Genomic DNA, 20,994 nt, shown 5'->3' with positions numbered 1-20,994 from the left:
GAAAACCCCCTCCCATGGCGCAGCGAAGCCCGGAGGCTTCCCCGATGTGGTCGTTCGCGTGCGCTCGTAGCGTGAAGCCACACCACAAATACGTCGGGGCCCTTGACCCCGGGATGGGGAAGAACTCATGGCTGACATCGACACCGAAGAATTCAACGACTCGTTCAACACGGGCACGTGGAACTCGGGCAACACCGAGAACACGGCGAACAGCGCGAACCTGGGCGTCGTGGTCGGAGATTCCTTCAACGAGGACAACTCGACCAACGACAGCGGCAACACCGACCTCGGGATCACGGACTCGTGGAACGAAGACAACTCGACGAACGACAGCGGCAACACCACCGTCGATGTCGCCGATTCGTTCAACCAGGACTCCAACGACATCGACACCGACATCACGGACTCGTGGAACGACAACTCCGACAACTCGGTCGACGACCACTCCGACAACTCGATGAACGACTCGGGCAACGACTGGTCGACGCAGACCACGACCGACTCGTTCAACACCTGGACGGATGCCTCGACCGATGACCACTCCGTCAGCGTCGGCATGCGCGAGTACAACACCGGCTTCGGCGATGTGACGCTCGGCGGCGGTTCTGCCGGTGGCGGCAGTGGCGACACGATGATCAACAACCAGAACACGGTGATCGACCAGTCCTTCAACGCCAACGTCGACGGCGGCGTCTGGGGCGGGGGCGGCAGCAGTGCGGTCGTCGCATCGGGTGACGAGGCGTACGCGGCCGGCGGCGACATCAACCTGTCGACCGACGTGGACTACTCCACCAACATCAGCGGCGGCGGCGACGTGAACATCGGCAACGAGACCACGATCACCAACGTCATCGACTCGAACAACAGCTGGGACGAAGAGACCAACTGGGAGGACAGCTCCACGAACACGAGCATCAGCGACTCCTGGAACGACCAGTCGCAGGACTACACCGCGACCGACTCGTTCAACTCGTCGGAGCTGTGGGACACCACGAACGAGGTCAACCTCGACGTCGACGCGATCGTCGACAGCCACGACGCGGCGATCATCGAGGGCTGACCCACTCGCCCGGCCGTCGGTGGATCCGGCGGCCGGGCATCCACCCCACTGAACTCCCCCGCTTCGCGCGGCGAATGGAAAGAGACCGATCATGGCCGATTACACATCCACCGAATTCAACGACTCGTTCGACACCAAGGTGAAGGATTCGTTCAACACCAGCAACACCACGAACACGACCAACCTCGCCGTCGATCTCGACGGCGTCGGAAACACCGACGACTCCGTCAACGGCAGCGGCAACGTCGACACCGAGGTCACCGGGTCGGGCAACACCGACGACTCGGTCAACGGCAGCGGGAACTACGACGTCACGCTCGATGACGTGGGCAACGTCGACTCGCACGACCAGACCTGGTCGGCGGACGGCTCGTTCAACGACAACAGCGACAACTCGACCGACGACAACAGCGACAATTCGATCAACGGTTCGTACAACGACCACTCGTCGGACGTCGTCGAGGGATCGTTCAACTCGCACGTCGACGCGTCGACCGACGACCACTCGATCGAGGTCGGCACCCGCGACTACAGCACCGGATTCGGCAGCCTCGGACTCGGCGGCGGCGCGGGCGGCGACGGTGACCTCTGGGTCAACAACCAGAACACGATCGTCGACCAGTCCGTCAACGGCAACTTCGAGGGATGGGGCGAAGGGTCGTTCGAGGGCAGCTCTGCGGTCGTGGCATCCGGTGATGGATCCATGGCGGCCGGTGGCGACCTGAACCTGAGCCAGAGCGTCGACCGCTCGACCAACATCGACGCCGGCGGCGACGTCAACATGGGCAACGAGACGATGATCACCAACGTGGTGGGCTCGTACAACGACCACACGTCGACGTCCACCTGGACCGACTCGTCGACCAACTCCGACGTCGCGGACTCGTACAACGACATGTCGGAGAGCTACTCGGCCGACTCGTCGTTCAACGAATCGCTGGAGGTCGACACCGCCAGCAGCTGGAACGTGGACGCCGACGTGATCTGGGGCAGCGACGATGCCGCGATCGCGACCGATGTGCCCATGGAGTCCGCGGACTTTGACGGCTCCTGACATCCGATCGGGCGCGCGTTCCGAACAAAACACGTGAGAACACAGACCTCGGGCGAGAGCAGTCCGAGGTCTGTGTTCTTCGTGCGGCGCGATCTCGCACGCACGCCGTGACCGCGGCGGCGACGCGATCCTGATCGGATGCCGCGAACAAGGGAGTTCCTCATGACCGATACCGCCCGTCCTGCGGAGCGCGCAGCCACGGCAGGGGACGACCTCGCGTCCTCCTCGCTGGCTCGCCAGCGATCGCCCATCGTCGCGCTCGTCGACCAGGCCACGGCGTTCTCGACGTCGGTCGGTCGAACGGACCTCGTCCAGAGACTCCAGCAGACCAGATCGCGTTTGATGGATCCCTACGTGCGCGTCATCATCGTCGGGCAGTTCAAGCAGGGCAAGAGCAAGCTCGTGAACGCTCTGGTCAACGCGCCCGCGTGCCCCGTCGACGACGACATCGCCACGAGCGTGCCGACCGCCGTGTCCTTCGCGGCGGAGCCGGCCGCCTTCGCCCTCCTGCGCAAAGACGAGGGCGTGGAGTCGTCGATCGAGCGGGTGCCGATTCCGCTCGCCGACCTCGCCGACTACGTCTCGGAGAGCGGCAATCCCGACAACGAGCGGGATCTGGTCGGCGCCGAGGTCATGCTGCCGCGCGAACTGCTCAAGGGCGGGTTGCGGCTCGTGGACTCCCCGGGAGTGGGCGGCGTCGAGTCGACCCGCTCGGTGAGCACCCTCGCCGCGCTGTCGACGGCGCACGCCGTGCTGCTGGTCTCGGACGCCTCGCAGGAGTACACCGAGCCGGAGGTGCAGTTCCTCCGCCATGCGCTGCGCGTCTCGCCGAACGTGGCGGCGGTGCTGACGAAGACCGACATCTATCCGGCCTGGCGGCACATCGAGCACATCGACCGGTCGCACCTCGGCGACGTCGGCGAGATCCCCATGTTCGCGGTGTCGAGCGATCTGCGCATGCTCGCGGCGCAGGAACAGGACCGCGAACTTAACGAGGAATCTGGCTTCCCCGCGCTCGTCGCGCACCTGCGGCGCGACGTGCTCGGCAAGGCCGAGATCGTCCACCAGCGCGGTGCGGTGCACGACCTCGCGTCGGTCGCCGACCAGCTCGCGATCACCGTGAGCACCGAGCTCAACGCCCTGCTTCATCCCGAGGACACCCCCAGGATGATCGCGCAGCTCGAGGAGGCGAGGACCCGTGCCGACGAGTTCCGCAGCCGGTCTTCGCGGTGGCAGGTGTCGCTCAGTGACGGCATCGCCGACCTCATCGCCGACACCGAGCACGATCTGCGCGACCGCCTCCGGAAGGTGCAGCGCGAAGCCGAGGTCGCGATTGACGAAGGCGATCCGGGCCCCATCTGGGACCAGATCGCCGAATGGCTCGACCAGCGCATCTCGGCCGCGGTGTCCGAGACCTTCGTGTGGACCAACGAGCGCTCGCGGTGGCTGTCGGAGCGCGTGGCGGAGGAGTTCACGGCGGGGGAGTCGACCATCCCGTTCATCGATGTCGGCGACACCGACGGTGTGCTCGCTCCGGTGGAGCAGCTTCAGGGGATGGACGAGGGCAGGCTCGGGGCGGCCGAGAAGATCTACATCGGCGTCCGCGGGTCGTACGGCGGCGTGCTGATGGCGGGGCTCGCCACGAGCCTGGTGGGACTGACGCTGATCAACCCCCTCTCGCTGCTGGTCGGAGTGCTCGTCGGCCGGCGCGCGTACCGGGAGGACATGTCCTCGCGGCTCTCGCGGCGGCAGGCGGAGGCGAAGAATCTCGCACGTCGCCACATCGAGGACGTCGTGTTCCAGGTCGGCAAGCAGCTCAAAGACAGACTGCGACTCGTGCAGCGCGTCGCGCGGGACCACTTCGGCGCGATCGCCGACCAGCTGCATCGTTCGCTCGCCGACTCGGTCCTCGCCGCCAAGCAGGCCGCGACCGTGTACGCCTCCGATCGCGACGGGCGCATCGCAGAACTGCGGGGACAGCTCGCGCGCATCGAGGCGTTGCGGTCGAAGATCCCGGCGCCGGCGGCGCTCGACGCGGGCGTCCCCTCCGCGGGAGCGCTGACCTCCGGGGCGCGCCGATGATGCGTGGCGGCCTCGGCGAGCTGACCGGTCTCCTCGACGAGACGCGGGAGCTGTACGCCGACGACACGTCCGCGATCGCCCAGCTCGACCGCTGGCAGCAGCGGCTGCGCGAGCCGCTCCGCCTCGCCGTCGCGGGCATGGTCAAAGCCGGCAAGTCGACGGTTCTGAACGCGCTGATCGGCGAGCAGATCGCCCCGACGGATGCGGGCGAATGCACCCGGACCGTCACGTGGTACCGCTACGCCCGCACCGCGCGCATCACCGCCCGTCTCATCGGTGGGGGCGAAGTGCGCCTGCCCGTGACCAGGTCGGACGGCGCGCTGGTGATGGATCTCGGGGGGAGGCAAGCCGAGGACGTCGCCCGCATCGACGTCGAATGGCCTTCCGAGAGCCTCCGCTCGACCGTGCTGATCGACACGCCGGGCATCGCCTCGATATCCGCCGATGTCTCCGAGCGGTCCGTGCGCTTCCTTACACCGACGGATGCCCCGTCCGAAGCCGACGCGATCCTGTATCTGCTCCGGCACATCCATGCTTCCGACGTGTCGTTCCTCGAGGCCTTCCGCGACGCCGCGGCGGGCTCGTCGCAGACGATCAACGCCGTGGCGCTGCTGTCGCGCGCCGACGAGATCGGGTCCGGTCGCATCGACTCCCTGCTGTCGGCTGCGCGCATCGCCAGCCGTTACCGGCAGGACGGCGCTCTGCGCTCGCTGGCACTGGGGTGCATCCCGGTAGCCGGCCTGTTGGCGGAGGGAGCGCGCACTCTGCGCGAGAACGAGTTCTCGGCGTTCCAGGAGCTCGCGGGCTTGGATCGCAGCATCCGCGATCGGATGCTGATCTCCGTCGACCGCTTCACGCGGCCGGGGGAGCAGACCACGCTGAGCGTCCAGCGCCGAGCGGCGCTCCTCGACCGGTTCGGCATCTTCGGCGTGCGCCTGGCCGCGGCACTCGTACGCGGCGGCGCACGCTCGTCGTCCGCGCTGTCGGAACGGATGGTCCAGCAGAGCGGGCTCATCGAGGTTCAACGTTTCGTCGCCGAGCAGTTCCGCTCGCGGGCGACCGCGCTCAAGGCCCGAGTGGTCGTCGAGGGAGTCGAAGCACTCCTGAGGGATGACCCGCGGGCAGGTTCCGACCGCGTCCTGGCCTCTCTCGAGCGGGTGACGGCCAACAGCCACGACCTGCGCGAACTCGATCTCCTTGCGAGCCTGCGCACCAGCGGATCCGATCTCTCGGACGATGATGCCGTCCAGGCCGAGCGCATCGTCGGGGGAGCCGGTACCCCCGCTCTCTCGCGATTGGGGCTGCCGGATCTCGCGACCACCGTGCAGATCCACGATCGCGTCGAAGAGCTCCTCGCGCGGTGGCGGTCTCTTGCGGAGGCCCCCCTGAGCGACCGGCGGACCGTAGAGCTGTGCCGTGTCGTGGTGCGCAGCCTGGAGGGCGCTGCCTCAGAGCTGGGTGTCGGCCGCCGGAGCGATCGGTCCGCGCCGGACGTCGTGCTTGCGGGCGGTCCACCGCAGCGCCTGGGGTAGGACGCTGACCAGAAGTCCTGCCGTCGCCGCGCCGATCTGCAGCAGCATGATCTGCTCGAGGGGCATCCCGCGTTCACCGAACGCGACGAGTTCGCGCGCGATCAGGAAGACGCCGACCTGTGCCAGCAGTGACCCGAACTGCCACCACCGCACGTTCGGCCGCCGGTTCGAGAACGAGACCTGGAACACGATCTGCAGCAGGACGATCGCGACCGTGGGGGCGAAGATCGACCAGAACACGATGTCGGCCGCAGCGGTGTAGGTCTGCTCGGCACGCGTCCCGTCGACGGTGCGGACGAGTTCCGCGATGTCGGGGAGCTGCGCCTGCCGGATGACGAACATGTAGACGATGGCAGCCGCGCCCAGCAGAAGACTGACGATCCAGAACAGCTGGCTGACCCGGACGAAGAACGGCGGTGGCAGCTTGACGAGGACCGGCGGGGCGTCGGTGCTGCGCAGCGGCGGCCGGGCGGGGATCGCGGCGCGCTCGACGCCGCGTCCGCTTCCCTCGTCGGGTTGTGCAACGGCGCCGCCCGTCACGGCGGTCGAGGAGGTGACGGATGCCGCGGCTTCGGGGGCGGCATCCGTCACGGTCTGATCGGTCTGCGTTCCGGCTTCCGCGGCTGTGTCCGCATCAGCCGGCTCGCCGACGGCCCCGGAATCGGAGTGCCGGGAGGGGGTGAACAGGCGCATGGCCTAGAACTGGTCGTCGGCCGCGGGCTCGTCGCCCATGACCGTGTCGGTGCTGCCGTACAGGTCGGTCGAGTCGGCGTCCGACTCGAGCTCGGCGTACTGCGCCGCGGAGTCGACCGGCGCCTCCACGGAGGCAGGTTCGGCATACTCCTCGACGGGGGCCTCCTCGGCGGGGGCTTCATCGATGGGCGCGTCCTCGCCGCCTTCCGCCGGCGCGGCACCGTCGGCCGGCACGACCGTCGGGTCGGCGTCGAGCGAGGGATCGTCGACGACGTCCACGATGACGGTCGAGTCGGTCGTTGTGGTGACGTCGGTGTCCTGGTTCAGCGACCCGTCGACGGTCGTCGTGGTCGAGTCGTCGTTGAACGACCCGTCGACGTCGGTGTCGGTGGAGTCGTCGTCCGTCGTCGCCTCGTCGGTGTCGACGTTCAGCGAGTCCTCGATGACCGACACATCGGTGTCGTTGCCGATGTTGACGTTGCCGTCGGCATCGATTGTCGTCGACTGATCGAGCGTCTTGTCGACGTCCACATCACCGGCGGCGGCGATCGCTTCGTCGCCCGATGCCACCGTGGCTTCGTTGTCGAAGGTCTGCGTGACATCGCCGTCGGCCCAGATGTTCTGGTTGACCGACTGGTCCACGATCGTGTCGCGGTCATCGACCCACTGGAAGTGGGTGGTGACCTGCTTGATCTCACGGACGACGGGATTGTCGTGCGAGTCGTGCGACTCGGAGCGCACGTACACCGCCTTGGGCACGGCGACCTGAACGACCTGGGTGCGCTCGATCACGACCGGGGCCACGGCCGCCACATCCGCCGCGGTGGCGTGGCTGAGTCCGCGGTGCAGCAGCGCGGCATCCGGATCCTCGTCGAACTCCGCGGCGGCGACGGGGTCGCGCAGCAGGCTCAGGATGAATTCGATCAGGGCTTCGGCGACTGTTGCGAGCGTAAGGCTCATGCTCGGCTCCTCAATGTGTAGAACTTCTTCTGACGGTAGGTGGTGGCACGTGCGCCGCGCGTCGGGGTAACCCCCGCATCAGGCGGTGGGGGACTAGGGGTTTGAGGAGGGAGGCGTCATGCCGAGGCCCGCTTGCGGCGCGGCTCGGCGGACGACGTCGACGACTCAGCCGCGCTCTCGTCCCGCTCTTCGGATCCCGCCTCCTCGAGGACGGGCCGCAGCTTGGCGATCAGGTCGGATCTGTTGGTCGCCCCCAGACGGCGGCGGATGCGGGCGATGTGGTGCTCCGCGGTGCGGGGCGAGATGAAGATGGATGCTCCGATCTCGGCGTACGTCTTTCCCTGAACGACCAGGGCCGCCACCTCGAGTTCGCGGGTGCTGAGGTCGCTGTGCGCACGCGGCTGAGCCGACACCGGCGCGGGCCCCGTGTCTTCCAGCGCGGTGGGACGTCCTTCGTCGCGGGGGTGCAGCTGTCGGGCGCACGCGAGGAGGCGCGAGATCTCCCGCCTGTCCTCGGTGCGCGCGGCGCCCTGCCCTGCGAGGCGAGCGCCGTCCCATGCGAGGCCGACCGTGCCGAGGCCGAGCGCGGCGGTCTCGATCGCTTCGACGTCGACGGACCCCGCGAGGACGGCGGTCCACACGCGACCGGCCTGCGCCATCATCGCGGCGAGCCGGTTGTGAGGGGCGGCCGCAACCAGGGCGCGGGCATGGGGAGTGAGGTCGGACGGACGGGCACGCAGGATTCCCTGCTGGATTCCGGCCCAATGCAGGTGGGATGACCACAGGGGCGGTGCCCCGAGTCGCTCGATCTGCGCGCACGCCTGCGTGAAGTGCGGCCGGACGCGGTCGACGTCGCCGACGCGGGCGGCGGCCACGACGAATTCGCTCAGCGGCAGCAGGCTGAACACGTCGAAGCGTGCCCGCAGCAGGCTTTCGCGAGCAGCACGCCAGGCCGACGCGAGCGCCGCCGAGTCGTGGTAGCGCCGCGCGATCGCGACCGACAGTGCGTCGAGCAGCAGCTTCTCGCGAGGATCGAGCGAGCGCGACTCGGGCACGATCGCCTGCAGCGCGGTCTCGACCTCGTGAGCGCGCTCCTGCTGGAGGGCGACCCACGCCCGCCACAGCAGGAGGCGCCGCGACGCCCACGCGCCGCCGTGGCCGCTGTGCACGGCCTGATCGAGCACGGAGTGAGCGACGTCCGGTTCGCCGACGTTCAGCGCGGCGACGGCCGCGATGACGGCGGGGAGCTCCGGTATCGCGTCGGAGCTGCCGGAGGCGCTGTACATCTCGGCGGCGCGCACCAGCTCGTGCAGGGCCTCGTGAGCCGAGCCGGTGAGTGTTTCGCGCATGCCGCGGGTCAGCAGGTCCATCGCGACGGTCAGCGTGGACGGCATCGTCTGCGCGGGCGGAGCCACTGCGTCCGACAGGAGCGCACCGCGGTCCGCCACCGCCAGCGCCACGATCGCGGCGCGAGCCGACGTCTCGGCTGTGCGGTGCACCGAGGAGCGGTAGACCGCGTCGCTCATCGGCATGAGCCCGCGCGCTGCCCAGATCGCCGCGCCCACATCGGCGGCGCGGTCGTGGTCGGGGTGTTCGGCGGCGATCGCGACACCGTCCAGGAAGGCGCTCGCCGCGTCGATCCGGCCCAGCGACCACTCCACCTGCGCCTGGCGGATCGCGACCGTCGCGGCGTCCGCGCCGGCGTCGCGTGCGCTGCGGTACAGCTCGCGCGCTCGTACGGGGTCGTTCTGCCGAGCGGCGTCGGCGTGGCTCTGCAGCACGCGGGCCACCCGCGGATCGCGCACACCTCCGAGGAGCTGGCGGACGGATGCCTCGTGGGCGGAGTCGCCCGCGACGGTGGCGTACAGCGCGATGACCCGATCGAGCGGCAGCGTGGCACGCACCGCCGCGCGGACGGCCGGAACGGGTTGGCCGCTGCGGAGCAGGAGACCAGCCGCGTAGGCCGACCCGAGCAGATCGTCGTCGGCCGCGACGGACGGGGAGTGATCGTCGGGGGCGGTGCAGACCGCCTCCACCACGGCGCGCGTCGCCGGGTCCAGGGCGCGCAGGCGGTGCGCGATGACGTCCTGCAGCGCATCGCCGATGGCTCCGTGCGCGCCGTCGCCTGCGCACTCCCCGCTGTCATGGACGGACAGCGACTCGGCGACCAGCCACGACATCCCTCCGGTGAGCGCGAGGATGTCGTCGACGCAGGCGCGAGGCATCCGTCGATCCCGTTCCTCGAGATGCACCTGCACATCGCTGCGGGAGATGTGGCCGAGGACGATCGCCGACTGGGCCCGCTCGAGCGTGTCCGCGATCTGCTGCAGGGTCGGCGGAAGCGGCCCGGGTCGGGTGGCGATGACGACCGCCGCCGCCGGATCGCCCGTGCGGCTCTGCACGGCAGCGATCTGGGCGGGGGTGAGCAGGTGGGCATCGTCGATCATCAGCACCGTCGAGGCGGGAACGGCGGCGATGTCCGACTCGCCGCGCGCCAGCGACGTCGCGGTGCCCTGGGCGGTCAGAGCGCGGCGAAGGTGTCGCATCACGCGCGACTTGCCCGAGCCGGCGGGGCCCACCACCAGCGCCCGGGAGGGGGCGGTGCCGGCGGCGATGCCGTCGACGTGAGCGCGGGCCAGACGTGTCCAGAGCAGGGGAGTGTCGGCGATGCGCAGAGCGGTTTCGGCATTCAGGGACATGAGATCACCGGTCCGTTCCGTCGGCGTCGGTGCGGGGGAACACCACGACGACGTCGTTGTCGGGGGCGGGCGTCAGCAGCGGGGACGAGGGGTTCGTCGTGGTGGGGGCGGGATCGGTGTCGGCCGCCTCGTCGGCCGGGTCACCGGCGGCGGGGTCGTCGACGGTCACCGCGGGACTGTCGCTGACGCTCGGCGATGTTCTTTCGGGCGCACCGGAGTCGCCCAGCGTCTGCGAGACGAAGATGCCTCCGGCCAGGACGAGGGCCCCGGCCGAGATACCCGCGACGGTGACGATCCGCCCGATCCGCGACGGGCGCTCCCGCACCGCGTCCTCGGGCGCTTCACGGTCTGCCTCGGGCGCCGCAGGCCGATCCGCCGCCGCGTCGTGTGCCGGCCGGCTGCCGCCGAACAGCACACGCCGTTGTCTGGGCGGGCGCGCCGACGTGCCGTGGTGATGCGCAGTGGATCGGTCGGGATCCCCGATCGAGGGGGAGTCGGATGCCGCGTCGCCGGCAGCCTCGCGTGCGGTCGCGATCTCGGCGCACATCCGTGCGGCCCCGAGGGCCATGATCGCCTTGGGGTCGCTGTCGACGGCGATCGGCCGATCGAATCGTTCGGAGAGCAGCTGTGCGATACGCGGGATGCGCGAGGATCCGCCCGTGAGGAGGACCGCCTCGATCTCCGCCGGAGCGACCTGTGAGCCCGCGATCGCCTCGGCGAGAGCATCCACCGTGTCGACGATGCCCGCTTCGATCATGTCCTCGAACTCGGAGCGGGTCAGCCGGACGGTCACCGAGCGTCCGCCGAGCATCACCGGGATGACCGCCTCGGAATCGAACGAGAGCGATTCCTTGGCCTCGATGCACTCGCGCCGGAGGGCGGTGAGGGCCATCCGCGACTCCGGGTCGTCCCCGAGGTCGGCGGCAGTCAGCCCGGCCGCTTGCACCGCGTGCCGGACCACGACGTCGTCGAGATCGGCGCCGCCGAAAGAGGAGAGGCCCTGCGGCTGCCCGAGCACATCCACGTGACCGTTCCCGACGCGCAGCACCGCCGCATCGAAGGTGCCCCCGCCGAGGTCGTAGAGCGCGAGGACTCGTTCGCGTGCCAGAGGGCGCTCGGCGACGTAGTGACGGGCCGCGGCCTCCGGCTCGGTGAAGAGTACGGCGTCGCGCCATCCTTCGCGTGAGAGGGCGTCCCGGACCAGCTCGCGCCGATAATCGCCCCACCCGAGCGGGACGGTGACGGCGACCCCGGACGGCTCGCGCCCCTCGCGTTCGGACACGGTGTCGACCACCCAGGCGACGGTCCGCGCGTAGAGCTGCTCGGGGGTGAACCGCTGATCGCCCGCGCGGATCGGAACGTCGTCGCCGATGCGACGCGTGAACTCGCGGACGAGTCGCGCGGGTTGCACGATGCCCCGACGGATCGCGGCATCCGAGAACAGCAACTCGCCCTCCGCGACGAAAACGGCCGTCGGAGCGCTGGCGAGGTGCCTGCCGAGCGGGAAGCCATCGACGTGCACGGCGCGATCGGCGCCGTAGCGGGCTGTGGCGGCGGCGGTGCGGCTCATGCCCACATCGACGGCCAGATAGTACGGCGCTGTCATCATCCGACTCCCCAGTCGATCCTGCTCGCAGGCCGGGCGCCACGGGGGCAGCGCCTTTGCCTACACCAGCGATTCGGCGTCGGCGCGGATTCGGATTGGAGTGCGACCGAGATTGGCACTCGCGTTGCATGAGTGCCAGCTGTTCCCTAGACTGGGGTTAGCACTCTCAGGGTGAGGGTGCTAACCAGTCTTAGTTTCCAGGTTTCAAGAAAGAGGTAGACCGTGTCGGTTTCCACTCAGGTTTCCATCAAGCCGCTCGAGGACCGCATCGTCATCCAGCAGGTCGAGGCGGAGCAGACCACGTCCAGCGGTCTTGTGATCCCCGACACCGCCAAGGAGAAGCCCCAGGAGGGCGAGGTCGTGGCCGTCGGCCCCGGTCGCATCGACGACAACGGCAACCGCGTTCCGATCGACGTCGCCGTCGGCGACCGCGTGATCTACAGCAAGTACGGCGGCACCGAGGTCAAGTTCGGCGCGGACGAGTACCTCGTGCTCTCGGCTCGCGACGTGCTGGCGGTCGTCGTCCGCTGATCGGATCTTTTTCGAGAAGGGCCCGGATGCTTCGGCATCCGGGCCCTTCCTTCGTCCTGAAGGCAGACGGGGTATCCGCCGGTGGCAGGATTGCGCGGCTGAACGGCAGGCGACGGATGCCTCGACCCGGCCTCGACGGCGGTCGCGACCCCGCTCGGTCCTAGGGTGGATGAGTGACCTCGAAGAATGCCGAAACCCCCGCCGCGGCATCCGATGTCCCTTCGAACAGCGAGGCGGAGGCCGCACGCCAGCGCACGCTGGGAGGCGTGTATGCGTTCGGCGCCTACCTCCTGTGGGGCTTCCTCCCGCTCTACTTCGTCATCCTCGCGCCGACCGGCCCCTGGGAGCTCGTCGCGTGGCGCATCCTGTTCTCGCTCGTCTTCTGCGTGCTGCTGCTGACGGTGACGCGGGGGTGGGCGGCCCTCGGGCGCATTGTCCGCAACCGCCGCCTGCTGGGCTGGACGGCTGTCGCAGGCGCGCTCATCTACGTCAACTGGCAGGTCTTCATCATCGGCACCCTCAGTGGGCACGTGATCGAGACGAGCCTGGGGTACTTCATCAATCCGATCGTGACGGTGCTGCTCGGGGTGCTCGTGCTCCGCGAGCGCTTGCGCGTTCCCCAGTGGATCGCGATCGGACTGGCCGCGGTCGCGGTGATCGTGATCGTCGTCGGGTACGGCTCCTTCCCGTGGATCGCCCTGTCGCTCGCGTTCTCGTTCGGTCTCTACGGACTGGTGAAGAAGCGGATCGGGCCCGCGGTCGACGCCGTCAGCGGTCTCTCGCTCGAGACGGTCTGGCTCGCCCCGGTGGCCGTGGTGCAGCTCATCGCGGTGAGCGCGACGACCGGCCTGACGATCGGCAACGTCTCGGTCGGACACACGATCCTGCTCGTCCTGACCGGGGTCGTCACGGCCGTCCCGCTGCTGCTGTTCGCCGCGGGGGCGCGTCGCGTGCCCCTCACCGTCATCGGGCTGCTGCAGTTCATCGCCCCGATCATGCAGTTCATCTTCGGCGCCTTCGTGCAGGGCGAGCCGATGACACCTGAGAGGTGGGTCGGCTTCGGGCTCGTCTGGCTCGCGCTCATCCTGCTGAGCGCGGATTCCGTCATCTTCTCCCGCCGTGCGCGGGGGGCCTCGGACGTCGCCGCCGTCGTGTGAGCGAGCGCGGCTTCCGGATGCCGCGGACCCAGGCCTCATAACGATTTGACGGCGTTACAAACCGTTAACGAACGGCAACATCGCCGAGACCGTACCGCGGTTAGGTTGGGGACACTGGGCAAACGCATAAGTCTGCCCGCGTTTCTACACAGCAAGGAGCACCATGAGCGTTTTTACCCGAGGTAACGCCTCCCGATCCCGCGTCCGAGCGGTGATCGGCGGTCTCGCCATCGCCGGCGTCAGCGCCCTCGTTCTGGCAGGATGCGCGGGCGGAGGCACCGCCGCCGAGCCCTCCTCGTCCGGAGGAGCACCCGCGGAGGACCTCACCCTGAAGATCGGCACCGTCCTGCCGCAGACCGGCAGCCTCGCATTCCTCGGCCCGCCCGAAGAGGCCGGCGTGCAGTTGGCCATCAACGAGGTCAACGAGGCCGCAGCCGGCGTCACCATCGACGCCACCTTCGGCGACTCGGGCGATGCCGACAACAAGGCGTTCGAGACCACCGTCCCGAAGCTGCAGAGCGAAGGCGTCTCGGCCATGATCGGTGCCGCCTCGTCGGGCGTCACCAAGCTCTTCCTCGACAGCAACGTCAGCGAGGGCATCATCACGTTCTCGCCGGCCAACACGTCGCCCGACTTCACGACGTGGGATGACGACAACCTGTACTGGCGCACGGCTCCCAGCGACTTGCTCCAGGGCGAGGTGCTCGGCAACCTGGTCGCCGAGGACGGTCACAAGAACATCGGCATCATCTACCAGAACGACGCTTACGGCACCGGTCTGTACGGCGTCGTGAAGGACGTCTTCGAGTCCACCGGCGGCACCGTCGTGGCCGAGGCCTCCTACAACGACGGCGACGCATCCTTCGACGCCCAGGTGGCGACGATCGCTGCGGCGAAGCCCGACGCGATCGTCCTGATCACGTTCGACCAGTTCGCGACCATCGCGCCGCTGCTGGTCAACGCGGGTGAGGATGCCGCGAACTTCTACCTCGTCGACGGCAACCTCAAGCAGTGGGGTGCAGACGTCAGCGTCAGCCTCGAGGGCGCGAAGGGCACCACGCCCGGCCCGGTACTCTCGGACGACTTCCAGGAGCGACTGAACACCGCCTGGACGGCTGAGGGCAACGCCGCGCTGGAGGACTTCTCCTACGCAGCCGAGTCCTACGACGCGGTCGTGCTCCTCGCACTGGCTTCGCTGTCGGCCGGGTCGACCGATGCCGCCGACATCGCCGGCAAGCTGCAGGAAGTCTCGGGTGGAACCGGTGACGGCGAGAAGTGCGAGAACTTCGCCGACTGCGCCGCGATCATCAACGCCGGCAACGTGCCCGACTACGACGGATACTCCGGCGGAGTGGCGTTCGACGACGCGGGCGACCCGACGGAGGCCACGATCGGTGTCTTCCAGTACGGTGCCGACAACACGCACACGCGCATCAACTGAGCGCAACCGCATGACGAAGGGCCCCGGAGCGATCCGGGGCCCTTCTGCGTAGCCCGTCCTCGACCGACGTCGAGAGCCGACGAAAAGGAGGAGCGGATGCCTCGGCATCCGCTCCTCCTTTTTCGTCGTGGACCTACTCGTCCTCGGCGCCGAGGGTGCCCAGGTACAGGCCGATGACCTTGGGATCGTTGAGGAGCTCACGACCGGTGCCGTGGTACGCGTCGCGACCCTGGTCCAGGACGTAGCCCCGGTCGCAGATCTGCAGACAGCGGCGGGCGTTCTGCTCGACCATGATCGTCGTCACGCCGGCCTTGTTGATGTCGGAGACGCGGATGAACGCATCGTCCTGGCGCACGGGGGAGAGGCCCGCCGACGGCTCGTCGAGCAGCAGCACGGACGGATCCATCATGAGTGCGCGCGACATCGCCACCATCTGACGCTCGCCGCCCGAGAGCGATCCCGCGCGCTGCTTGAGACGCTTGCCCAGCTCGGCGAAGATGCCGGTGACGAACTCCAGACGCTCGGTGTAGATCTTGGGGTTCTGGTAGAGCCCCATCTGCAGGTTCTCCTCGATCGAGAGCGAGGGGAAGACGTTGTTGGTCTGAGGCACGAATGCGACACCGCGCTTCACGAGCTTGTCGGCCTTGAGGCCCACGATGCTCTCGCCCTTCACGGTGATGTCACCGCCCCGCACCTTCACCAGTCCGAAGATCGCCTTGAGGAGCGTCGACTTGCCGGCACCGTTCGGGCCGATGATGCCGATGAGCTCACCCTGGCGGGCGATGAGATTCGTGTTGTTCAGGATGTTGACGCCGGGCAGGTAGCCGGCGACGAGGTCTTTCACCTCGACGACGACGTCGTCCGTCTTGGCCACGGAGCGCACGCCCGCGTGGTCGACCTCGGCGGGTGCTCCCGATCGGGGGGCGGACTCGCTCATTTCGCCTCTTCCTGCTTCGCGTTCGTGCTGCCACCGGCCTCGGCGATGGACTCGCGCTCGGCCTCCTGGATCTCGGCGAGCAGTTGCTGTGCCTCGGCGTCGACGACGCCCTCATGGCGTCCCGTGATGATGCCGAGGTCGACGTCCTGGTGACTGCCCAGGTAGGCGTCGATGACGGCCTTCTCCTGCATCACCATGTCGGGCGGGCCCTCGGCGACGACGCGTCCCTCGGCCATCACGACCACCCAGTCGGCGATGTGGCGCACCATGTGCATGTCGTGCTCGACGAACAGGACCGTCATCCCGAGTCCCTTGAGGTCGAGGATGTGGTCGAGGAGCGATTGCGTCAGGGCGGGGTTGACACCCGCCATGGGCTCGTCGAGCATCACCAGGGTGGGATCGCTCATCAGTGCACGAGCCATCTCGAGCAGCTTCCGCTGACCGCCGGACAGCGAGGCCGCGAAGTCGGCCTCCTTCGCGTCGAGCTTGAACCGACGGAGCAGGTCGCGGGCCTTGTCTTCGATGTCGGTGTCCTGCGCACGCCAGAAGGCGGGGATGAAGCTCGTCCAGAACCGCTCGCCCCGCTGGCCGGTGGCGCCGAGCTTCATGTTCTCCAGGACGGTCAGGAGCGACAGCGCCTTCGTGAGCTGGAAGGTGCGCACCTGGCCCATGCGCGCCACCTTGAAGGCGGGGATGCCCGAGAGGGTCGTGCCGTCGAAGGACCACGTCCCGGTGTTGGGCTTGTCGAATCCGCAGAGCAGATTGAACAGCGTCGTCTTGCCGGCGCCGTTGGGTCCGATGAGCGCGGTGATCGCGCCGCGCGGGATCTCGAGGTGCTCGACGTCGACCGCCGTGAGGCCGCCGAATCGACGCGTCACGTTGTCGACGACCATGATCGGGTCGACTTTCGCGACCCCCGGAGCGGGTGTCCCCTTGGTCAGGCCGGTGGTCTTCGGTCGGCGGATGCTGGCGGTCGAGGTGGGTACGGGGTCGACCCATTCCTCGCCATCTGGGTTACTTGACAAAGGTCATCTCCCTCTTGTCGCCGAGGATTCCCTGCGGGCGGAAGATCACGAGCAGCATCAGGGCGACGCCGACGAGGATGTAGCGCAGCGTACCGGCCTGGATGTCGGTCATGGGCAGGATGCCCTCACTGGCCAGCTGCGGCAGCAGGTTGCCGAGCAGCGCGAGCACCATCCAGAAGATGATCGCCCCGAGCGACGGTCCGAGGATCGTCGCGGCGCCGCCGAGCAGCAGGATGGTCCAGATGAAGAACGTCAGCGACGTCGTGTAGCTGGAGGGGACGACCGCGGAGGGGAGGACGTAGACGATTCCACCCATCGCGCCGATGACGCCACCCACGACGAGGGCTTGCATCTTGTACGCGAACACGTTCTTGCCGAGCGAGCGGACGGCGTCCTCGTCTTCGCGGATGCCCTTCAGGACGCGACCCCACGGGCTGCGCATGAGCGACCAGACCAGCAGGACGGCGATCACCAGCATCCCCAGTCCGAACACCCGCGTCCACAGCACCGTCTCGTTGGACTCCCACGGGCCGAAGCCGTACGTGCCCGGGGGGAACGGGTTGGCGGCGCGGAAACCGGCGTGGTAGCCGCCGAGGCCGTCGGCGGAGTTGGTCCACTTGTCGAAGACCTGCGTCGTGAAGAGCAGACGCACGATCTCGGCCGCGGCGATCGTCACGATCGCGAGGTAGTCGGCGCGCAGCCTCAGCGTCGGGATTCCCAGGATGATCGCGAACAACGCGGCCAGGATCAGTCCGATGATCATGCCGAGCCACCAGGGCCAGCCGAAGCTCAGCACCGAGATGGCGTAGCCGTAGCCGCCGAGGGCCATGAAGCCCGCCATACCGAAGTTGAGCAGCCCGGCATAGCCGAAGTGCACGGCGAGGCCGGTCGCAGCGAGCGCGTAGGCGATCGTCACGGGGCTCAGCAGATAGCCGAGCGTGTTCGAGAGAATTGATCCCCAATCCATGGCCGCTAACCTAATCTCTCTCTACGGCCCAGCAGACCCTGTGGTCTGACGAGCAGAATCAGAATCAGCACGACGAGCGCGCCGGCGTACTTCAGGTCGGAGGGAATGAACAGCGTCGAGGTCTCCACGACGATGCCGACGATGAGGGATCCGAGAAGAGCGCCGAATGCCGTTCCCAGCCCGCCGAGGGTGATCGCCGCGAAGATGAGCAGCAGCATCTGCGTGCCCATGTCCCACTTCACGCCGGGGCGGAAGTAAGCCCAGAGGATGCCCGAGAGCCCGGCGAGGATGCCGGCGAGCACCCAGACGATGCGCACGACGCGATCGACGTTGATTCCGGATGCCGAGGCCAGCTGAGGATTGTCCGAGATGGCACGCGTCGCCTTGCCCACCCGTGTGCGCAGCAGGAAGTAGGCGACGCCGAGGATGACGACGATGCTCACGCCCATGCTCACCAGGTCGATGTAGGACAGCGAGATCGGGCCGAACTGGATCGGCGCGGGGCTCGCGCCGGGCAGCTGATAGGTCTTGCCTCCGACGAAGAACTGGTAGAGGTACCGCAGGGCCAGGGACAGGCCGATGCTGACGATCATCAGCTGGACGACGCCGATGCCTCGTCGCCGGAGTGGTCGCCACAGGCCCGCGTCGAGCGCCAGCCCCAGCACACCGCCCAAGATCACGGCGATGATGATCCCCAGCCAGAAGGGCATGGCCCAGAACGAGGTGAGCACGAGCGCACTCAGCGCGCCGAAGGTCACCATCTCGCCGTGCGCGAAGTTCGAGAGCCCCGTGGTGCCGTAGATGAGCGACGCCCCCATCGCCGCCAGGGCGAGGAGCAGACCGAAGTTGAGGCCGTTGATGAGACGCACTGCCAGTTGATCGACGAAGGATTGCGTGACGCGCTCCCCCTCACCGAGGAAGAGATTGACGATCTTCGACCCGGTCAGGCCGAACTCCACCTCCTGCGAGGCGGAATCCCCGTCGACGATCACGCCGTCGGGCAGCGTCGACTCGTCGACCGTCAGCGTGTAGGTCTCCTTCTCGGGGACGTACAGACGCCAGCGACCGTCCGTGTCGGTGACGGTCTTCGCCTCGAACCCGCCGCCGGAGATGGTCAGCGTGACGTCGGGCACGCCCTTCTCGTCGAAGGTGATGACGCCGCCGAAGTAGTAGTCCGTCGCCTCCTGGTCGCCGCCCGGTGTGTCCGGCGCCGCGGCGTACGCGCCGGGGGCGCTCATGAACATCATCGCTGCGGCGAGCAGCGCGCCGAACAGCGCGACCAACCATGGTTGGACCCGCCGAACGCGTGTAGTCGAAGGACTCACGAAACCTCCCAGTCCGCCGTCCGCGCACCGAGCTTCGGGTCGCGGCAGCGCCGATCACGACGGTACGAGCGTAATGTGTCCAACTTGTTTCGCCTACAACACTCTTGTGATTCCGCGCGGCGCGTCGCGGAAGGAGCGCACGGCCCCCTCGAGCTCCCTCGCACGGAATGAATCCGGGGCCGCGCGCCTTAGAATCTGTATCGGAGCGGGCGACCGCACCGGCCGTCGTCGTCCACTCGAGCAAGGCGCCGCGCGCGCAGGAGAACCCACATGGAGCAGCACGATCCCTTCGGCTTCGTCGGACTGACGTACGACGATGTCCTTCTCCTCCCCGGTCACACCGACGTCATCCCCAGCGAGGCCGACACGTCGTCACGGGTGACCCGCCGCATCACGGTCGCCACCCCGCTGCTGGCCGCGGCGATGGACACCGTGACCGAGTCGCGAATGGCCATCGCCATCGCGCGCGAGGGTGGCCTCGGCATCCTGCATCGCAATCTGTCGATCGAGGATCAGGCCGCGCAGGTCGACCGTGTGAAGCGCAGCGAGTCCGGCATGATCACCGACCCGATCACCACGACACCGGATGCCACGATCGACGAGGTCGACACCCTGTGCGCGACGTATCGCATCTCGGGTCTCCCCGTCGTCGACCCCGACGGCGTGCTCGTGGGGATCATCACCAACCGCGACATGCGGTTCGTCTCGGGTTTCGAGCGCCAGACCACCCTCGTGAAGGACGTCATGACGACGGAGGGGCTCATCACCGGTCCCGTCGGCATCAACGCGAACGACGTGATCGCCACTTTCGCGAAGCACCGCGTCGAGAAGCTCCCGCTCATCGACGACGAGGGCAAGCTCGCCGGCCTCATCACGATCAAGGACTTCGACAAGAGCGAGAAGTACCCGCTCGCGACCAAGGACGACCAGGGCCGTCTGCGCGTCGGCGCAGCCATCGGCTTCTTCGGCGACGCGTGGGAGCGCGCCGAGGCGCTGCGCGACGCGGGCGTCGACGTCCTGGTGGTCGACACCGCCAACGGCCAGTCGGCCGGCGTGATCGACATGGTCACCCGTCTCAAGGGCGACCCCACGTTCGCGCACATCGACATCATCGGCGGCAACGTCGCGACCCGCGAGGGCGCGCAGGCGCTCGTCGATGCGGGCGTGGACGCCGTCAAGGTCGGCGTCGGTCCGGGTTCGATCTGCACGACGCGCATCGTCGCGGGCGTCGGCGTGCCACAGGTCACCGCGATCTGGGAGGCCTACCAGGCGACGCGTGAAGCCGGCATCCCCGTGATCGCCGACGGTGGTCTGCAGTACTCCGGCGACATCGCCAAGGCGCTCGTCGCCGGGGCCGACACGGTCATGCTCGGCTCGCTCCTCGCCGGCACGGACGAGTCGCCCGGTGAGATCGTCTTCCAGGGCGGGAAGCAGTTCAAGCAGTACCGCGGCATGGGGTCGCTCGGGGCCCTGCAGACGCGAGGAAAGAAGACCTCCTACTCGAAGGACCGGTACTTCCAGGCCGACGTCCCGAGTGACGACAAGCTCATCCCCGAGGGCATCGAGGGCCAGGTCGCCTACCGTGGGCCGGTGTCGGCGGTCGCCTACCAGCTCGTCGGCGGCCTCCGGCAGTCGATGTTCTACGTCGGCGCCCGCACGATCGACGAGCTGAAGGTCAAGGGGCGGTTCGTGCGCATCACGGCGGCGGGTCTCAAGGAATCGCACCCGCACGACGTGCAGATCGTGGTCGAGGCGCCCAACTACAAGCGGTAGCGGTTCCGGGTCGCCTCCTCGCGCCGCCGCGACGGCCGAGGGCCCGAGATGCTCGTGCCCTCCCTCCCCGCATCCTGCGGCCCCTACCGGCATCCCGCCGACCATTTGCGTTCACGAACTTCGCAGACCGGCGCGAATCTCACAGACTTCGG

General features: G+C 68.3%; 16 protein-coding genes. 8 read left to right on the top strand and 8 right to left on the bottom strand.

Going from position 1 to position 20,994, the window contains the following annotated elements:
• Nucleotides 1-127: 127 nt before the first annotated feature.
• The 4 genes from ACFM35_RS09625 to ACFM35_RS09610 all read left to right on the top strand — a co-directional run bounded on the left by ACFM35_RS09625 (nucleotide 128) and on the right by ACFM35_RS09610 (nucleotide 5,728).
• Nucleotides 128-1,060 carry a serine-rich family protein gene (locus tag ACFM35_RS09625; protein ID WP_378841394.1) on the top strand — a complete coding sequence of 311 codons (933 nt, stop codon included), beginning with the start codon at nucleotides 128-130 and terminating at the stop codon, nucleotides 1,058-1,060.
• Between the two features lie 91 nt (nucleotides 1,061-1,151).
• Complete coding sequence (locus tag ACFM35_RS09620) at nucleotides 1,152-2,114, top strand: hypothetical protein (RefSeq protein ID WP_378841392.1); 963 nt, start codon at nucleotides 1,152-1,154, stop codon at nucleotides 2,112-2,114.
• Between the two features lie 162 nt (nucleotides 2,115-2,276).
• Nucleotides 2,277-4,196: a dynamin family protein gene (locus ACFM35_RS09615; RefSeq protein ID WP_378841390.1), complete on the top strand. Its 1,920-nt coding sequence runs from the start codon at nucleotides 2,277-2,279 to the stop codon at nucleotides 4,194-4,196.
• Nucleotides 4,193-5,728 carry a dynamin family protein gene (locus ACFM35_RS09610; RefSeq protein WP_378841388.1) on the top strand — a complete coding sequence of 512 codons (1,536 nt, stop codon included), beginning with the start codon at nucleotides 4,193-4,195 and terminating at the stop codon, nucleotides 5,726-5,728. Before ACFM35_RS09615 ends, ACFM35_RS09610 begins: the two co-directional genes overlap by 4 nt.
• Here the strand turns inward: ACFM35_RS09610 and ACFM35_RS09605 are convergent.
• The 4 genes from ACFM35_RS09605 to ACFM35_RS09590 all read right to left on the bottom strand — a co-directional run bounded on the left by ACFM35_RS09605 (nucleotide 5,645) and on the right by ACFM35_RS09590 (nucleotide 11,689).
• Nucleotides 5,645-6,421: a hypothetical protein gene (locus ACFM35_RS09605; RefSeq protein ID WP_378841386.1), complete on the bottom strand. Its 777-nt coding sequence runs from the start codon at nucleotides 6,419-6,421 to the stop codon at nucleotides 5,645-5,647. The genes ACFM35_RS09610 and ACFM35_RS09605 overlap by 84 nt on opposite strands.
• Nucleotides 6,422-6,424: 3 nt before the next feature.
• Complete coding sequence (locus tag ACFM35_RS09600) at nucleotides 6,425-7,381, bottom strand: IniB N-terminal domain-containing protein (RefSeq protein ID WP_378841384.1); 957 nt, start codon at nucleotides 7,379-7,381, stop codon at nucleotides 6,425-6,427.
• Between the two features lie 116 nt (nucleotides 7,382-7,497).
• Complete coding sequence (locus tag ACFM35_RS09595) at nucleotides 7,498-10,080, bottom strand: helix-turn-helix transcriptional regulator (RefSeq protein WP_378841382.1); 2,583 nt, start codon at nucleotides 10,078-10,080, stop codon at nucleotides 7,498-7,500.
• A gap of 4 nt (nucleotides 10,081-10,084) precedes the next feature.
• Nucleotides 10,085-11,689 carry an Hsp70 family protein gene (locus ACFM35_RS09590; RefSeq protein ID WP_378841380.1) on the bottom strand — a complete coding sequence of 535 codons (1,605 nt, stop codon included), beginning with the start codon at nucleotides 11,687-11,689 and terminating at the stop codon, nucleotides 10,085-10,087.
• Between the two features lie 219 nt (nucleotides 11,690-11,908).
• Between ACFM35_RS09590 and groES the strand changes: the two genes are divergently transcribed.
• The 3 genes from groES (at nucleotide 11,909) to ACFM35_RS09575 (ending at nucleotide 14,815) form a co-directional block, all read left to right on the top strand.
• Nucleotides 11,909-12,217, top strand: coding sequence for a co-chaperone GroES (gene groES, locus ACFM35_RS09585; protein WP_378841378.1), 309 nt, complete (start codon nucleotides 11,909-11,911; stop codon nucleotides 12,215-12,217).
• Between the two features lie 173 nt (nucleotides 12,218-12,390).
• Nucleotides 12,391-13,374, top strand: coding sequence for an EamA family transporter RarD (gene rarD / locus ACFM35_RS09580; RefSeq protein ID WP_378841376.1), 984 nt, complete (start codon nucleotides 12,391-12,393; stop codon nucleotides 13,372-13,374).
• 163 nt (nucleotides 13,375-13,537) lie between these two features.
• Nucleotides 13,538-14,815, top strand: coding sequence for an ABC transporter substrate-binding protein (locus ACFM35_RS09575; RefSeq protein WP_378841374.1), 1,278 nt, complete (start codon nucleotides 13,538-13,540; stop codon nucleotides 14,813-14,815).
• 133 nt (nucleotides 14,816-14,948) lie between these two features.
• On the opposite strand, the gene ACFM35_RS09570 is transcribed toward ACFM35_RS09575, so the two are convergent.
• From ACFM35_RS09570 to ACFM35_RS09555, 4 genes are all read right to left on the bottom strand, one after another.
• Nucleotides 14,949-15,752, bottom strand: coding sequence for an ABC transporter ATP-binding protein (locus ACFM35_RS09570; protein WP_378841372.1), 804 nt, complete (start codon nucleotides 15,750-15,752; stop codon nucleotides 14,949-14,951).
• The gene (locus ACFM35_RS09565; protein ID WP_378841485.1) at nucleotides 15,749-16,645 is read right to left on the bottom strand and encodes an ABC transporter ATP-binding protein; all 897 of its coding nucleotides are present in this window, start codon (nucleotides 16,643-16,645) and stop codon (nucleotides 15,749-15,751) included. Before ACFM35_RS09565 ends, ACFM35_RS09570 begins: the two co-directional genes overlap by 4 nt.
• Nucleotides 16,646-16,766: 121 nt before the next feature.
• A complete protein-coding gene (locus ACFM35_RS09560; protein WP_378841370.1) occupies nucleotides 16,767-17,744 on the bottom strand; it encodes a branched-chain amino acid ABC transporter permease in 978 nt (325 codons plus the stop codon).
• Nucleotides 17,745-17,749: 5 nt separating this feature from the next.
• The gene (locus tag ACFM35_RS09555; protein ID WP_378841368.1) at nucleotides 17,750-18,982 is read right to left on the bottom strand and encodes a branched-chain amino acid ABC transporter permease; all 1,233 of its coding nucleotides are present in this window, start codon (nucleotides 18,980-18,982) and stop codon (nucleotides 17,750-17,752) included.
• Nucleotides 18,983-19,339: 357 nt separating this feature from the next.
• Between ACFM35_RS09555 and guaB the strand changes: the two genes are divergently transcribed.
• Nucleotides 19,340-20,842, top strand: coding sequence for an IMP dehydrogenase (gene guaB / locus ACFM35_RS09550; protein WP_378841366.1), 1,503 nt, complete (start codon nucleotides 19,340-19,342; stop codon nucleotides 20,840-20,842).
• Nucleotides 20,843-20,994 lie beyond the last annotated feature (152 nt).

The organism is Microbacterium songi (genome assembly GCF_042747925.1).
Lineage (GTDB): Bacteria > Actinomycetota > Actinomycetes > Actinomycetales > Microbacteriaceae > Microbacterium.
This window is presented reverse-complemented; position numbering and strand designations above follow the sequence as displayed.

Bases quoted from the DNA above. Each gene is read 5' to 3' on its own strand.
- ACFM35_RS09625 (WP_378841394.1), top strand. From the start codon at position 128: ATGGCTGACATCGACACCGAAGAATTCAACGACTCGTTCAACACGGGC.
- ACFM35_RS09620 (WP_378841392.1), top strand. From the start codon at position 1,152: ATGGCCGATTACACATCCACCGAATTCAACGACTCGTTCGACACCAAG.
- ACFM35_RS09615 (WP_378841390.1), top strand. From the start codon at position 2,277: ATGACCGATACCGCCCGTCCTGCGGAGCGCGCAGCCACGGCAGGGGAC.
- ACFM35_RS09610 (WP_378841388.1), top strand. From the start codon at position 4,193: ATGATGCGTGGCGGCCTCGGCGAGCTGACCGGTCTCCTCGACGAGACG.
- ACFM35_RS09605 (WP_378841386.1), bottom strand. From the start codon at position 6,421: ATGCGCCTGTTCACCCCCTCCCGGCACTCCGATTCCGGGGCCGTCGGC.
- ACFM35_RS09600 (WP_378841384.1), bottom strand. From the start codon at position 7,381: ATGAGCCTTACGCTCGCAACAGTCGCCGAAGCCCTGATCGAATTCATC.
- ACFM35_RS09595 (WP_378841382.1), bottom strand. From the start codon at position 10,080: ATGTCCCTGAATGCCGAAACCGCTCTGCGCATCGCCGACACTCCCCTG.
- ACFM35_RS09590 (WP_378841380.1), bottom strand. From the start codon at position 11,689: ATGATGACAGCGCCGTACTATCTGGCCGTCGATGTGGGCATGAGCCGC.
- ACFM35_RS09575 (WP_378841374.1), top strand. From the start codon at position 13,538: ATGAGCGTTTTTACCCGAGGTAACGCCTCCCGATCCCGCGTCCGAGCG.
- ACFM35_RS09570 (WP_378841372.1), bottom strand. From the start codon at position 15,752: ATGAGCGAGTCCGCCCCCCGATCGGGAGCACCCGCCGAGGTCGACCAC.
- ACFM35_RS09565 (WP_378841485.1), bottom strand. From the start codon at position 16,645: ATGGTCGTCGACAACGTGACGCGTCGATTCGGCGGCCTCACGGCGGTC.
- ACFM35_RS09560 (WP_378841370.1), bottom strand. From the start codon at position 17,744: ATGGATTGGGGATCAATTCTCTCGAACACGCTCGGCTATCTGCTGAGC.
- ACFM35_RS09555 (WP_378841368.1), bottom strand. From the start codon at position 18,982: ATGAGCGCCCCCGGCGCGTACGCCGCGGCGCCGGACACACCGGGCGGC.
- guaB (WP_378841366.1), top strand. From the start codon at position 19,340: ATGGAGCAGCACGATCCCTTCGGCTTCGTCGGACTGACGTACGACGAT.